General features: G+C 74.4%; 12 protein-coding genes and 1 pseudogene. 6 read left to right on the top strand and 7 right to left on the bottom strand.

What is annotated here, in order from left to right; genetic code table 11:
- Window positions 1-37: 37 nt before the first annotated feature.
- A complete protein-coding gene (locus tag ACWD4P_RS07570; RefSeq protein ID WP_359824603.1) occupies window positions 38-565 on the bottom strand; it encodes a DapH/DapD/GlmU-related protein in 528 nt (175 codons plus the stop codon).
- Between the two features lie 114 nt (window positions 566-679).
- Here ACWD4P_RS07570 and ACWD4P_RS07565 point away from each other — a divergent pair, with 114 nt between their 5' ends.
- The 5 genes from ACWD4P_RS07565 to ACWD4P_RS07545 all read left to right on the top strand — a co-directional run bounded on the left by ACWD4P_RS07565 (window position 680) and on the right by ACWD4P_RS07545 (window position 4,929).
- Window positions 680-1,603, top strand: coding sequence for a LysR family transcriptional regulator (locus ACWD4P_RS07565; RefSeq protein WP_449778903.1), 924 nt, complete (start codon window positions 680-682; stop codon window positions 1,601-1,603).
- Window positions 1,604-1,724: 121 nt separating this feature from the next.
- Window positions 1,725-1,994 (top strand): hypothetical protein, encoded by a 270-nt coding sequence (locus ACWD4P_RS07560; RefSeq protein ID WP_359824586.1) that lies wholly within the window; start codon window positions 1,725-1,727, stop codon window positions 1,992-1,994.
- Between the two features lie 187 nt (window positions 1,995-2,181).
- The gene (locus tag ACWD4P_RS07555) at window positions 2,182-3,042 is read left to right on the top strand and encodes a hypothetical protein (RefSeq protein WP_449778902.1); all 861 of its coding nucleotides are present in this window, start codon (window positions 2,182-2,184) and stop codon (window positions 3,040-3,042) included.
- Window positions 3,043-3,146: 104 nt separating this feature from the next.
- Window positions 3,147-3,563, top strand: coding sequence for a hypothetical protein (locus tag ACWD4P_RS07550; RefSeq protein ID WP_449778901.1), 417 nt, complete (start codon window positions 3,147-3,149; stop codon window positions 3,561-3,563).
- 187 nt (window positions 3,564-3,750) lie between these two features.
- On the top strand, window positions 3,751-4,929 hold the full coding sequence (locus tag ACWD4P_RS07545; RefSeq protein ID WP_449778900.1) for a WD40 repeat domain-containing protein: 1,179 nt from the start codon (window positions 3,751-3,753) through the stop codon (window positions 4,927-4,929).
- Window positions 4,930-5,092: 163 nt separating this feature from the next.
- On the opposite strand, the gene ACWD4P_RS07540 is transcribed toward ACWD4P_RS07545, so the two are convergent.
- The 6 genes from ACWD4P_RS07540 to ACWD4P_RS07515 form a co-directional block, all read right to left on the bottom strand.
- Entirely contained in the window at window positions 5,093-5,530 is a 438-nt protein-coding gene (locus ACWD4P_RS07540) for an SRPBCC family protein (protein ID WP_449778899.1), read from the bottom strand.
- A 77-nt stretch (window positions 5,531-5,607) separates the two neighbouring features.
- A complete protein-coding gene (locus ACWD4P_RS07535; protein ID WP_449778898.1) occupies window positions 5,608-7,977 on the bottom strand; it encodes a condensation domain-containing protein in 2,370 nt (789 codons plus the stop codon).
- Between the two features lie 62 nt (window positions 7,978-8,039).
- Window positions 8,040-8,828 carry an SDR family NAD(P)-dependent oxidoreductase gene (locus tag ACWD4P_RS07530; protein ID WP_359828853.1) on the bottom strand — a complete coding sequence of 263 codons (789 nt, stop codon included), beginning with the start codon at window positions 8,826-8,828 and terminating at the stop codon, window positions 8,040-8,042.
- Between the two features lie 59 nt (window positions 8,829-8,887).
- Window positions 8,888-9,706: an AfsR/SARP family transcriptional regulator gene (locus ACWD4P_RS07525; protein ID WP_359828851.1), complete on the bottom strand. Its 819-nt coding sequence runs from the start codon at window positions 9,704-9,706 to the stop codon at window positions 8,888-8,890.
- A 333-nt stretch (window positions 9,707-10,039) separates the two neighbouring features.
- Window positions 10,040-11,635: a serine/threonine-protein kinase gene (locus ACWD4P_RS07520; RefSeq protein WP_449778897.1), complete on the bottom strand. Its 1,596-nt coding sequence runs from the start codon at window positions 11,633-11,635 to the stop codon at window positions 10,040-10,042.
- A gap of 187 nt (window positions 11,636-11,822) precedes the next feature.
- The gene (locus tag ACWD4P_RS07515; protein WP_449778896.1) at window positions 11,823-13,022 is read right to left on the bottom strand and encodes a Rieske 2Fe-2S domain-containing protein; all 1,200 of its coding nucleotides are present in this window, start codon (window positions 13,020-13,022) and stop codon (window positions 11,823-11,825) included.
- Window positions 13,023-13,488: 466 nt separating this feature from the next.
- On the opposite strand from ACWD4P_RS07515, the pseudogene ACWD4P_RS07510 reads away from it, so the two are divergent.
- Window positions 13,489-13,856 (top strand): annotated as a pseudogene (locus ACWD4P_RS07510) (hypothetical protein); the annotation flags it as partial.

Genomic DNA, 13,856 nt, shown 5'->3' with positions numbered 1-13,856 from the left:
CATCAGACCGCAGACGTGCTGCCCGGCCCGGCCGGGCTCAGTCGATCGTCTTGATCACCCGGGCGGGGACTCCAGCGACCAGGGTCCCGCCAGGAACATCATGGGTGACCACAGCGCCGGCAGCGACCACCGCGCCGGCACCAATGGTCACGCCCTGCGTGACCACGGCAGCCGTCCCGATCCAGACGTCGTCCTCGATGACGATCGGGGCGAAGGAGAGGTATTCGCGGCGCTCGGCAAGGGGCAACGGGTGCCCCCCGGTGATGAGGCTGACCTTCGGGGCGATCATGACACCGTTGCCGATGCGGATCCCGCCCCTGTCCATGAACGTGCATCCCTGGTTAACGAAGACGTTCTCCCCGAACGTCGTGTTCAGCCCGTACTCGGTGAAGAACGGCGGATAGATCGTCACCGACTCCGGGAGCGGGCCACCGAACACAATGGAAAGCAATTCGGCGCGACCTTCGCGGTCGCCGAACGGCAGCACGTTCAGCCGGGACGTCGCGTCGGTCACCTCCACGATTCGCTCCACATGGCGCGCGAACTCGGGCGTCTGGACATACATGACCTGGTCTGTGCGGGTGGACATGCGCTGATCCCACCACCCTCCAGGGCACGCGATCAAACAACCTCACCGCCCATCAGACACAACCAATCGTTGTGGAAGTAAGGTGGAGGCGTGGATGCCGAAGCGCTGCGGACGTTCGTGGCCGTTGCCGAGACCGGCCGCCTCCAGGCAGCGTCGGACGAGCTGGGGATCAGCCAGCAGGCGGTCTCCAAGCGGATCGCGGCCCTGGAGAGACACCTTGAGGTCACGCTCCTGGTGCGGACCTCCCGCGGCTCGCGGCTGAGCCTGGACGGGCAGGCCTTCCTGCCCCACGCCATCAAGGCCCTCACGGCTCTCGAACAGGCCGAGCAGGCTGTGCGCCCCGGCAGCCGGCCATTTCGTGTCGACGTCCTCAACCGGCGCATCGGTCCCGCCCAGGTCGTCTACCAGTTCTACCGCTCCCGCCCCGAAATGAACCTGGACGCGGTCACGTTGGGCAACGAGAACGCCGCCCAGGCCGCCCGGGCGGTGCTCGAAGGAAGCGTCGACGCTTCCTTCCGTGCACTGCCGGCACACCGGGTCCCGGCCGGGATCAGCGCCGAACGACTTCTGGACGATCCCCTGGAGCTCCTGGTCGGGCCCGGCCACCCGTTGGCCCACGCACCCTGGATCAGACCTGCGGACCTGGCCGGTCACCGCATCTGGGTTCCCGGGATCACGCCGGGCACGGAGTGGGCGGCGTTCTACCAGGCACTGGCCGAGACCTTCGGTTTGAACATCGACGCGCTCGGCCCGCACTTCGGTGACGAGGCCCTGATGGACGCGCTGGCCGACTCGGCCTCGCTGGCTACCCTCGTCGGCAGCAGGGACCGGTACCTGTGGCCCCAGAGCCACGACCTGCGGCGCATCCCGTTGCACGAACCGACCCCGGTCTACCCGCACGTGCTTCTGTCCCGCAGCGGAGACCAGCACCCCGTGTTGACTGCGCTACGCGACCATTTGCGCGCCTCAAGGCTGCGAGCCCCCGACGACGTGTGGGCACCTCGGTCCTTCTGACGTGTCTTCACGGACGCTCCTCTCCAGGCGGACCAACGAAACGGTCAGGTGGTCGCGTTCCCCGCTCTGTGCGCGTCCACGGCGCCAAGCGCCGATGGATGCGGTGGGCGGCCGTGCGGTCGTGATCGACTTATCGGTGCGCCGCCTGTACTGGGAGAACCCCTCCTGCGAGAAGGTCGCCTTCGCCGAGCAGGTCACCGGCCTGACGCGGCGTTACCGGCGTCGGACTCCGGCCCTGCGGACGGTGGTAGACGCGGTCGCCGACGCGCTAGCCGGCTCGGCCGGGGCCCGGATGCTGGGCGTGCTGCACCACGTGCTGTCCTGGGCGTGCGTGCTGAACTACGGCCGCGCCGGACACCGCCTCCTACGCCAGCGCATTCTCCTCAGCTGACACCAGAGCCCAGGGCGATCAACAGCTACGAAAATCCTGTAAGAGCCGTTCTTTGTACGGACCCTGAACCGGGACCCGCGGTGCGACGGGTTCGTCACGGGGCCGTCACAGCTCTCCGCGCACGCTTGCCCGGGCCCGGCGGTTCCCGGGAGCGTGGAGCCACGCGGGGGCACACGGAGGGGGCGGGATGCGGACGGTACGGCTGTCGTTCATGCGGCGGTGGGGGAGCAACATCGGGATCGGCTGCGTCCTGGGCCTGGTGGTGTCGATCGTGCTGGTCGGAGCCGCTGCCACCGCCCCGGGGGAGGCCACCTTCCTCGGCCTGCTGGTCGCCGTCGCGGTGGCCGTCGCCGTGCCGCACACCTTCCGGCTGCGGGAGGAGGAGGACGGCCTCGCGCTGGTCCGGCTGCTGGTGCCGCGCCGCTACGCCTGGTCGGAGATCCGCGGGTTGCGGATGGAGTTCGGCGAGGAGATCGAGACCGGCGGCCACCACGTCACCTTCCGGCTGTGCCTGGTGGACCCGCCGGGCCGGTTCTGGGGCCCGCAGCTCGGCCGGATCGACGTGACCGAGGACGACCGGCCGCGCGGCGTCGAACCGCGCGCCCTGGCCGAGCTGTTCGCCGTCTTCGGCCGGCACGGCCTGCCCGTCGACCGGCCGGAGTTCGCGAACGAGGTGCTCCACGTCTACGGCCTGCCGCGGCTGCCGTCCGAGCCGGTGCGGGCCGTGCCGGCCGGTCCGGCGCCCACGGCGGAGGAGGCGTACGCGCACGCCCCGGGCCTCGACGCGGAGGAGAGGTACCTCGACACCCGCCGGACCACCGACAAGAGCCCGCCCCGCAAGCGGCGCGAGCACCTGCTGCGCGCCGCCGCCCTGGCGGACCGGATCGCGCTGGCGGGCGGTGACGCGGACCACGCGGAGGTGGTGGCCGCATGGATCGCGGCCGAGCGTCTGACCGAGCACGACGGCGTCGCCGCGGTGCGCGAGGACGGGCGCGACTACGTCCGCCGGCAGTACCTGGACCGCTCCCCGACCTCCGGCGACCGCTGACCGGCGGGCAGGGCGGCCGGGCGGCAGGGCGGCCGAGGCGGCCGCTGACCGACGGACCGGCGGGGCCCCGGGTTGGCCTCGGCTTCGCGGGGTAGGCGCGCGCCATGGAGGACATCGGACCCCCGGCCGGCGGCCCTGCCGACGACGCGGAAACCCTGGACCTGTGCGACCACTGCGGTCGGGCCGTCGCCCGGGCCGAGCTGCTCGGCGCCCTGGTGCCGGACTCGTCCGTCCTGCATTCCGCCGAACCCGAACTGGACGGGAGACGGGTCGTCCTCGCCTGCTCCGCGGACCACCTGGCCGCTCTGGTCGCGGACTACCGCCGCCGCCCCTTCGTCCCCGAGGAGCAGTGGGCCGCGAAGGTCTGCCGGACCCTCGCCGACTGCGACGAGCCCGTGCCGCTGAGCGTGGTCGCCCGCCTGAGCGGCCTCTCCGAGCACGAGGCGGTGGAGGGCGTGCAGTGGCACAACGCCCGTGCCCGGGAGTGGCGGCGCCGCTACGGCGACCACGGTGAGGACTGACCCGCCCGTGGCGTAGTGGCCGGTGCGTGGCGGGCTCCGTCATGTGCCGTAGGGGAGGGCACCGGGGTGTCCACGGCGGGTCGGCGTTCGTCGCACCCGTCCGCCGAGGCCCGGGGACGCTCCCCGGCCGCCCCGTACGCTGGCGCCCGCCGATGCGAACGCGTTGTGTGGCGAAAGGGAGGAATGCGTGAAATCGCTCATGAGCGGGGCCCGTTGGCTGGGAACGGTGGCGACGGCCGGACTGCTGCTGGCGCTCGTACCCGGGGCCGCCACCGCGGCGCTGCCGGTGCCCGGCGCGGCCGACGTGGCGGCCCTGACGGCCGGCACCGCCCGGTCGCTCGCGGTCGGGTGGACGGCCCCGGTCGTCGCCGTCAGCCCCGACGGCGCCAAGGCCTACGTCGGGGTCATCGACGACGACGGTGCCCGCACGACCGTGCTCAAGGTCGTCGACACCGCGACCGGCACGGTCACCACCGCACTCACCCTGTCCACCACTCCTGGGACCTACGTCAACTCGCTGGCCCTCGGCCCGGACGGCACCCGGCTGTACGCGGTCGTCGGCTCCGCGCGGCTGGTCACCGTCGACACCGCCGCCGGTACCGTCCTCGCCGACGTCCCGCTCCCGGCCCAGCCGCGCCCCGACGGCTACCTGGAGGGCGTCGTCGGCTCCCTCGCGGTCGCCCCGGACGGCGCCGGCGTCTACCTCGCCCAGGCCGGACCGCGGCAGCGCTTCGGCGCCCGGCCGGGCCGGGTCCTCGCGTACTCCACCGCCACCGGGGCGTTCACCGCGACGATCGAGCTCCCCGGCGACGGCGTCGGCTCGATCGTCCTGCGCCCCGACGGCGCGGACGCCTACGTCACCACCTCGGCCGGCCTGGTCCACCTGGGCGTCACCCCCACCGCGCTCACCGTCGTCCGGACCTTCACCGACGGCCACGGGGCCTCCGGCAGCGCGGTCCTCAGCCCCGACGGCGGCACGCTGTACGGCTTCGGCAACTCCGCGTCCGACTACACCGTCGACACGGCGACGGACACCGTCACGTCGGGCTTCCACTTCGCGCCGGGCCACGGAGACCTCCGGTCCCCGGTGATCAGCCCGGACGGGCACCGGGTGTACGTGGTCAGCCAGAGCTCCGGCGTCATGGGGCCGGGCGCGCCCTACCCCCAGGGCCCCTACTACTCCAGCGTGATCCTCGCCTACGACACCGAGGCCGGGGCCCTCGTACCCGCCGAGAGCGTCTATCCGCCGAGCGTCGGGCTCACCCACAACCTGGTGCTCGGCCCTGACGGCCGCACCTTCCACCTCGCCGGAAACGTCTCCCCGAGTGCCGGGGTGGTCGCGGGCCTCGACATCATCACCCGCTGAAGCCCCTGCCGAAGTCCCTGCCGAAGCGCCTGCCGAGGCCCTCGCCGAACCACCCGCTGACGCGGCCCCGACCCCTTCGCCGGGGGTGGGGTCGCCTCGGCGGGCCGGGCGTGCCCGATCCGGGCCGGTCGGCAGTGGTCCCGGGGCCCGCCCGCCCGTGCCGCTACGCCGTCAGCAGGTGGTCCAGTACCCGGCCGAAGACCAGGCGCCCCGCCTGAGCGAGCGCGGGGTCGAACAGCCGGGGCAGGCCGACGACCGTCAGCTCCTCCGTCCAGAGCGCCGCACTGCCGCCGTCCGCCGCCGCCCGGACCCGCAGTTCGGCGCGGCCGTGCACCGGGTCGCCGCGCTTGACCAGCAGGCACCGCCCGTCCCAGCCGGGGCCGGGGGCGACCAGCTCGGCGATCTCCATCGGGTCGTCGAAGCGGAGTGGCCCGAGGGCCGTGCGGGCCAGCACGACGCCGCCCGCCTCCCGGCCGGTTCCGCGGACGACGGAGACCCGGGTGAACGGCACCCGGTCGCCGTGCCGGGGCCAGGCCGTCAGCCGCTCCCAGCACTCGGCGGGCGGCAGCGGGGTTCGGCGGATCAGGACGAAGCGGGCCACGGCGGCCACTCTAGGCCTCCGACGGCCTCCGACGGCCTCCGCGGGCTTCCGACCGCCTCCGCAGGCCTCCGCAGGCCTCACCGACGTGACGGCAGCCCCGCCAGCAGGCCCGCCACCGCCGCCAGGTCGCCGTCCCCGTCGAGCAGCACCACCAGCGGCGGGTGCGCCGGCGTCCCCAGCCGGGCGATCGCGAAGGCGGCGGCCCCGAGCCCCGGCGGGGCGACCAGGGCGACCGGCGCGCGGGACTCCAGCAGCGGGCCGAGCACCGGCCGGTACGCGGCCGGCGGCGGGCCCTCCGCGCGGTCGCCCCCGGCACCGTCCGCGCGCCCGTCCCCGCCGCCGCCCGCCGGGCCGTCCGTGGCGGGGCGCAGCACGCCGAGGGCCTGCGGGCCCGGCCAGCCGCGCGCGGCCCCGGGGTAGCGGGTGTGCGGCGCGCCGGGCGGCGGAAGCAGCAGCACCCAGCCGGCCCCCGGGCGGGCTGCCCGGCGCAGCACGTCCAGCCGTACCGCCGGGGCGGCCGGCCACGCGCCCCCGGCGGCGCCCGCCGGCTCGCCCAGCCGGGGCGCCGGCTGCCCGGCCAGGGTGGTGCGCAGCACCTCGGTGGTGCCCAGTCCGCTGGGCAGGTCCGGGAAGGAGCGCAGCAGGTGGGTGCTCTGGTCGAGGAGCTCGACGGCGTCCCGGTCGGCGAGCAGGGCGCGGTCGTGGGTGGTGGTGAGGACCAGCCCGCCGGTGGCGTCGTAGTGGGCGGCGAGCGTGATCGGGTAGGAGGTGAGGGTGCCGGACGGGGCCGGGCTCTCCACGTGGATGCCGTGCGCGGCCAGGTCGGTCTCCAGCCGCAGGTGGTGCGCCGCGGTGGGCCGGTGCTCCAGCACGACCAGGCTGTTCGGGCGCTGACCGCGCGCGCCGGGGGTCCACCGGTGGGCCTGGCCGGGGGAGACCCATTCGTACCCGGCGAGGTCGAGCACCCCGTCGCGCAGCGCCGCGAGCAGCTGCGGCAGGGTGGTGCCGGGCTGCACCCGGACGGAGATCGGCAGCGGGTTGCGCAGGGCGCCGGGCAGCCGGTCGATGCCGTCCAGCGGGATGCCCCGGCCGGAGACCGTCACGGCGAAGCCGACCCGCACCGCCCTGGCCGGGCGGCGGGGCCGGTCGGTCTGCTCGGCGCGGTACAGCAGCAGCGCCCAGGCCGCCTGGAGCGCGCTGCTCTCGCCCGCGCCCCAGGCGGCCGCCCAGCCGCGCAGCCGGACGGCCTCGTACGGGGTGAGCCGGCGCCGGGCCCGGCCGCTGCCGCGTCGGCGCGGGTCGGGGGCGAGCGGCAGCACCGCGGTGGCGGCGGGCCGGGTGGACCAGAACTGCCGGGCCGCGTCGGTGTCGCGGCCGGCCAGCCAGCGGGCGTGGTCGCGCAGGTCGGGGCGGCGTTCGCCGCCGGGCAGTACGCCGCCGGTCAGGTAGGCGCGGTAGAAGGACTGGAGCAGCAGCCGCACGCTCCAGCCGTCGAGCATCGCGTGGTGGTAGGTGAGCAGCACCCGGGTGGCGGGGCCCTCGTCGGCGTCCGGCGGGGCGTCGATCAGGGTGGCGCGCAGCAGGGCGGGGCGGCGCAGGTCGAAGCCGCGGCGGCGGTCGGCGGCGAGCAGGTCCTCCCAGTCGGTGGCGTCGTGCCGGTGCCTGGTCACCTCGGGGGCGGCGTGCTCGTGCAGCACCATCCAGGGGTCGTCGGTGCCGTCCTCGTCCCAGTCGAAGGCCGCGCGGAGCACCGTCTCGTGGTCGAAGACGGACTGCCAGGCGGCGGTGAAGCGCTCGGTGTCCAGCGGCCCGTGCCAGTTCCAGGACAGCTGCTCGACGTGCCGGCCGCCGGGTTCGGCCTCCCCGATGACCTGGCGCAGGAGTTCCCGCTGGAGTGCGCTGGTCGGCACGGTGACCGGCTCCGGCGGGTGCGCCAGTGCCTCGCGCAGCTCGGCGAGCACACCGGCGGCGTGGCTGAGCGGGCCGCGGGCGATGCCGAGGAACAGCCGCCGCGGGCCCGCCCGCGGGCCGTCGTGTGCGCCGTCGACCAGTACCGCGCGCAGCCGGGGGCCGGCGGCCAGGCTGCGTCCCAGCTCCACCAGGACCCGGTCGAGCCCGTCCGGGCCGTCCACCGTGCGCTGCCAGAGCAGGTCCGTCGCGGGCCCGGCGGCGTGCCGGGGGCCCTGCTCGGCGACGACGGTCCGCAGCGCCGCGCGCAACTCCTCCGGCGGATAAGACCGGTTGAGCTCGGCCAGGGCGAACTCCGGTATCCGGCGGGGCCGTTCGGTATCCCTCCGGGGCCGGGCGGTGGCGCCGGCCGGAGCGGCGCGCACCGCCCCGGCGTCCAGCGGCCCGGGCGGCCGGGCGGCGGGCAGGCACGGCTCGGGCGCGGGGGCGCCGGCCACCAGCAAGGTGACGGGTGCGCTGGAGAACTGACGGTTCGTCATGGCTGATCAGCGGGCACCGGAGCCCTTGTCCTTCCCGTGGGCCGGCCAGGATCGCGCCGGGGTTACTGGGTGGCGAGCCCGCCGCAGACGTTCAGCGCCTGGGCGGTGATGCTGGCCGCGGTGGGGCTGGTGAGGTAGCCGGCCAGCGAGGCGACCTCCTCGGGCGTGGTGTAGCGGCCGAGCGGGATGTGCGTCTGGAAGTGCTGGTGGATGGTCTCGGGGGTGGTGTTGTAGGCGGTCGCGTACTCGTGGTGGATCCTCGCGGTGTGCGGGGTCTGGACGTACCCCGGGCAGATGGCGTTGACGGTGGTGCCGGTCGGGGCCAGTTCCTTGGCCAGCGCCCGGGTGAAGCCGATCACGGCGTGCTTGCTCGCGGTGTACGGGGCGCCCAGGGTGACGGCCTGCTTCCCGGCGGTGGACGCGATGTTGATGATCCGCGGGTGGGCGGTGCTGGTGATGTGGCCCTGGCGGAGGGTCTCCCGGGTGACGAGGAAGACCGCGTTCAGGTTGGTGTCGATGACGTCGTACCAGAGGTCGTCGGTGGTGGTCGCGGTCGGGCCGCCGCCGGTGCGTCCGGCGTTGTTGACAAGGACGGTGATCGGGCCGTGCTCGGCCACGGCGTGCCGGATCAGGTCGCCGACCTGGGCCGGGTCGCGGACGTCGCAGGTGGCGCCGTCGGCCTGGTGGCCCTCGTCGCGCAGGGTGGCGAGGGCCTGGTCGATGTCCTTGGCGGTGCGGGCGCAGATGAAGACGCGGTGGCCGCGGCTGCCGAGCTCGCGGGCGATGGCGAGGCCGATGCCGCGGGTACCGCCGGTGATCAGGGCGAGGGGTTTCTCGGGTGCGGTGGTCATGACGCGTCCTGTGGGTGAGGGCTGGGAGAGGTCTGCGGGGACGGCCGTCCGGACGGGGCTCAGGCCGAGTACAGGTTGTAGGTGGTCGGGTGGGCCGTGGTGGGCGTGTTGAGCGTGGGGTCCAGGGTGAGGATCGCGTGCTGGAGGTGCTGGAGGTGCGGGGAGGGCTGGATGCCGAGCTCGGTGGTCAGCCGGTGCCGCAGGTGGTGGTAGGTGGTCAGGGCGCTGGTCTGCCGGCCGGCCCGGTAGAGCGCGACCATGGCCTGGGCGTGCAGCCCCTCGTGGTGCGGGTGCTGGTGGGTCAGGTGGGTGAGCTCGGGGATCAGTTCGTTGTGCCGCCCGAGCCGCAGGTCGGTGTCGATGCGGCGCTCCAGGGTGATCAGCCGGCTCTCCTCCAGACGCATGATCTCGATGGTGAGGATCGGCCCGGGCCGGACGTCGACCAGGGCCGGGCCGTGCCAGAGCGCGAGGGCCTGGCGGAAGTGGGTGGCGGCCTGGTGGTCCTGGCCGTGGTTGAAGGCGTGCTGGCCCTGGGTGGTCAGCACGTTGTAGGTGTGGACGTCCAGGTTGTCCGGGTGGGTGCTGAGCTGGTAGCCGCCGTGCCGGGTGGTGAGGATGTCCTTGGCGGTGGTATGCGGGGTCGGCCCGAGGGCCTGGTTGATCCGGCGGCGCAGTTGCAGGATGTACGTCTGCATCGTGGTGAGCGCCTGTCTGGGCGGGTCGTCGCCCCAGATCTCCTCGATCAGGGTGGCCGTGGGCAGGATCCGGTTCGGGTAGAGCGCGAGGAGGGCGAGGATCTGGCGCTGCTTGGCGGCCGAGGGGACGACGGAGATGCCGTTGAGGTCGGCGGTGAGGGGGCCGAGGACCCTGAGGTGCATGGCGGTTCTCCTCTCGTACGTGGGACGGGGGCGCGTGCTTGCGGGGCTGGGTGGAGGTGGCGGTGCGCCGCGGGGACGGCGGTCGTGCGGGTGGGAAAAAGTGTTCGAATCGGGGGGATGGTGGGGTGGATGCGTCGCACCCTAGTTCCGCCGGAAGGAGGGGGCCGGATTCCTCAAGTGCCTGTCGAGCGGGGTTCCGGGCGCTCTGGTGAGGGCTTCCGGGCAGACGGGGGCGACGGGGCGCGCCCCGTGCGCGGGAGGGGGCCGCCCGCCGTGCGCGCGGCCGGGAGCGCCGAGCGAAAGCCGCCGGGAGCCGCTGGGGAGCCGCCGGGGCTACTTCTTCCGCAGGTCGCCGGTGAAGCCGCCGACCAGCAGGTGCAGGCTGCCGTCCGGATTGCGGGTGTACACCTGGTCGTACGGGACGGCGGCGCAGCCGCTGAGCGCGCTCATCGGGGCGGTGCGCAGGACCACCCGGTCGGCGGTGGCCTGGACGAGGTCGGCGACCGCGTCGCAGTAGGGCGTGCCGGGCCCCTCGTTGTTGTGGATCTGTGCGACCGGGTCGTTGATCCGGCCCTGGGCGATGGTGATCGCGAAGTCGGCCTTGACGTAGGTCTGTTGGCTGCCCAGGACACCCTGCCAGGAGCCGAGGAAGGCGGCCGGGACCTCGCCGGCCGGCGTCGGGGCGGCGGAGACGGGGGCGAGTGGGGAGGCGGCGGAGGCCGGGGAGGAGGAGGGAGAGGAGGAGGGGGAGGCGCCGTCGGGGTGGGCGCCGCCGGTGCCGTCGTCGCGCAGGGCCAGGAACACCGCGGTGCCCGCCACGGCGACCGCCAGCGCGGAGGCGATCAGCAGCACCCCGGTGCCGGGTCGGCGGCGGGCCGGCCCCGGCGGCTGGGGGTACGGGGGCCCGTAGGACGGGGGCCGCGCCGAGGAGTACGGCGAGGGGGAGGGCGGGGTGGGCGTGCCGGGGGTGGGCGCGCCGGGGGCCCGCGGTCCGGTGGGCCACGGCTGCGCGGGGCCGAACCGCCCGGTGGGCGCGGCGACTCGGGCCGGGGAGTCGCCGTCCAGGTCCAGCAGCTCGACGGCGAGCGAGGCCAGCGCGGCGGCGATCGCGGGCGGCAGCCAGTCCCGCCGGTCCAGCCGCCCGCCCGCCGCGGGGTCGGCGGCCGTCAGCCGTTCGAGCAGCTGCTCCGGGGTGGGGCGGCGGGCCGGGTCCTTGGCCAGGCAGTCCGCCACCAGGGCGTGCAACTCCCGGTCAGGTATGCCGAGTTCGGGCTCCTCGTGGAGCACCCGGTAGATCAGCACGGCCGCGCTCACCCCCGAGCCGAACGGCGCGGCACCGGTGGCGGCGTGGGCGAGCACGGCGCCCAGCGAGAAGACGTCCGAGGCGGGCCCGGCGCCCCGGCCCTCGGCCTGTTCGGGGGAGAGGTAGCCGGGGGAGCCGACCACGAAGCCGGACCGCGTCAGCGCGGTCGCCGCGTCCAGCGCCCGGGTGATCCCGAAGTCGATCAGGCGCGGCCCGTCCAGGGCCAGCAGCACGTTCGAGGGCTTGACGTCCCGGTGCACCAGGCCCTGGGCGTGCACGGCCCGCAGCGCCTCGGCGAGCCCGACCCCGAGCGAGCGGACGGCGGCGACGGGCAGCGGCCCGAAGTCCCGTACGGCGGTGCCCAAGGAGGGCCCGGCGACGTACCCGGTGGCCACCCAGGGCTGGGCGCCCTCGGTGTCCGCGTCCAGCACCGGGGCCGTCCACCGGCCGCCCACCCGCCGGGCGGCGGCCACCTCGTTGCGGAACCGCACCCGGAACTCCCGGTCCGCGGCGTACTGTTCGTGCACCAGCTTGACCGCCACGGTGCGGCCGCCCGCCGTCCGGCCCAGGTAGACCCGGCCCATCCCGCCCGCACCGAGTCTCCGCAGCAGGCGGTACTCGCCCACCTGCCGAGGATCCCCGTCCCCCAGCGCCTCCACGCCGACTCTCCCCTCGCCGCACCCGCCCGTACTCCACGCCAGACGGTACCGCCGGGACGGCCGGTTCCGGTTCGGGCCGCTGGTGTGGATCGGGTGACGGGCGGGTGCGCGGCGGCGCGGCGGCGTGGGGACGGCGGGAGGCCCGCGGGCCGGCTCAGCTCCGGGAGATCCCGGCCTGGGTGTGGCCGGCGGCGGTGCCGCCCTCGGGCGGGACGCTCCCGTTCGCTCCGGCCCCGTTCGCTCCGGCGGCGCTCGTACCGGCGCCGTTCGCGCCGTGCCCGTTCCGGTCGGCCGCCGGCGCACCCGGCAGGTGCGCCTGCTGGTCCGGCGGGTAGAACTGCCGGGCCCAGTGCCGCATCGCGCCGATCGGCCCGTCGCCCTGGGCGAGCCGGGGCGGGGACACGTACCGCTTGGTGGACCAGATCGGGAAGTCCGCCGAGGTGAACTCGAGGTTGCGCTTGAACATCAGGCCCGCCGTGAGCCTGGTGACCGCCCGGCTGACCATCCGGGCGGCGGCCGGCGGCAGCCCGGACGGGGCCGACATGACGAAGCGGCCCGCCTGGCGCAGCTGCATCCGGCCCGGTTCGACCTGGGTGGCCATGACCAGCGAGCAGATCTCCAGGCCGAGCGAGGGCGTGTGCACGTCGGTGTGCAGCGCGGTGAGGCCGTACCCGTCCACCTCGACGTGGACCTCGCGCATTCCGAGCAACGGGAAGGTCTCCCGGACCAGCATCGAGATGTGGAAGCCGGTGCCGTCGAACTCCACCGGCGCCGCCAGCTCGCCCTGCGGCCAGCCGTGCAGGGTGATGAAGTGGCCCAGGTCGAAGGAGTTCTCCATGACGTCCTGGGCGTGGCCGGGCATCTCGAAGGAGGCGTACCGCAGCGGCTGCCGCCCGTCGCCGATCCGGTGCCAGGCGGGGATCTCCCAGTCCGGCTCCCGGCCGTCGTGGTGGCGCCAGACGAAGACCGCCTCGTTCACCTCGCGCACCGGCAGCTGCGTCAGCGCCGCCTTCGGCGACTGGGTGCCGTACCCGGTGCGCACGCAGCGGCCCTCGGCGTCGAAGGCGAAGCGGTGGAAGGGGCAGACCAGCTCGTTGCCCTCGACGGAGGCGAGGCCGAGGTGGGCGCCCAGGTGGGGGCAGTACGGGCGGATCGCGCGGAGGCGGCCGTTGCGCAGGCGGTACAGCACGACGTCCTCGCCCGCGAGCCGGCGGGTGAGGACGGTGCCGGGCTTGAGCTCGGCGGAGAAGGCGAGTGCGGACCAGCCGTCGGGATAGGGGAGCGCCGGTGGCAGGGCGACGTCGGCCGCGCTCGGGCGGCTGCTGACGGGGTGGACGTGCTTGGACACGCGCATGAAGTCTCCTGTCGGACTGCCCGGCGCCGCCCCTCCCAGGCGATTAGCGCTCGAACAGAATGGAATTCAGATGCTATCCATGGATCGGGAGCACGTGCACGGACAATCTCCCTAATTCCTAAGAACTCCGATGATTCATTAGATATGAATTAACCGCGCTGCGACGGGCCGGTGTCCGCTCGCCCGGCCCGGTGTCGCAGGGGTGTTCGGGTGCGTCGCAGGGGCTCCGGCGTCCGGGGCCGGCCCGTCACCGAATGCCCTCCCGGTCCCTTCGGGCCGCAATTCGAACGGCGAAATCCGTCAGGCGGTCGAGGAGGGGTCGAGAGGTGCTGGAAAGGGCTTTCGAGCGGAGGTGGCGTGTGTTGTGGTGGGTGGCGGGGGCACCCTGGCCACGGGCGGGCTCGAAGGCCGTGGGCGGGCGGAGTACCGCCGGCCGGCGACGCGTCGGAGGCGTAGACGCTCGCGCATGGAACTGAGAGCGACGGCCATGGATCGTTCGGCCAGGGGGGATTTGAATGGTGCCACGACGACGAACCGATCGGGCGCAACCGGCGCCTCCGGCGATCGGTCGTCGGTGATTCCTCCGACTCATGGAATGAGGGTGTTCGTGATGGCTGGTGTGGTGGATCTGGCGGTCGAGTCCGGTGTCGTGCTGGTGGTCGGCGGGACGGGGAAGACGGGTCGCCGGGTGGCGGATCGTCTGTCGGCCCGGGGCTACGAGGTGCGGGTGGGTTCGCGCTCGGGTGCGGTGCCGTTCGACTGGCATGACGAGGGGACGTGGGCGGGGGCGTTGGAGGGTGTGAGTGCGGCGTACCTGACGTACTACCCGGATCT

The organism is Kitasatospora sp. NPDC002543 (genome assembly GCF_053594915.1).
Note: the sequence above shows the minus strand (reverse complement) of the source record. Positions and strands in the feature narration are given on the sequence as shown.

What these genes read in the sequence shown, in the direction of transcription:
- ACWD4P_RS07570 (WP_359824603.1), bottom strand. Translation starts at nt 565, where the DNA reads ATGTATGTCCAGACGCCCGAGTTCGCGCGCCATGTGGAGCGAATCGTG.
- ACWD4P_RS07535 (WP_449778898.1), bottom strand. Translation starts at nt 7,977, where the DNA reads ATGACGAACCGTCAGTTCTCCAGCGCACCCGTCACCTTGCTGGTGGCC.
- ACWD4P_RS07555 (WP_449778902.1), top strand. Translation starts at nt 2,182, where the DNA reads ATGCGGACGGTACGGCTGTCGTTCATGCGGCGGTGGGGGAGCAACATC.
- ACWD4P_RS07550 (WP_449778901.1), top strand. Translation starts at nt 3,147, where the DNA reads ATGGAGGACATCGGACCCCCGGCCGGCGGCCCTGCCGACGACGCGGAA.
- ACWD4P_RS07515 (WP_449778896.1), bottom strand. Translation starts at nt 13,022, where the DNA reads ATGCGCGTGTCCAAGCACGTCCACCCCGTCAGCAGCCGCCCGAGCGCG.
- ACWD4P_RS07530 (WP_359828853.1), bottom strand. Translation starts at nt 8,828, where the DNA reads ATGACCACCGCACCCGAGAAACCCCTCGCCCTGATCACCGGCGGTACC.
- ACWD4P_RS07525 (WP_359828851.1), bottom strand. Translation starts at nt 9,706, where the DNA reads ATGCACCTCAGGGTCCTCGGCCCCCTCACCGCCGACCTCAACGGCATC.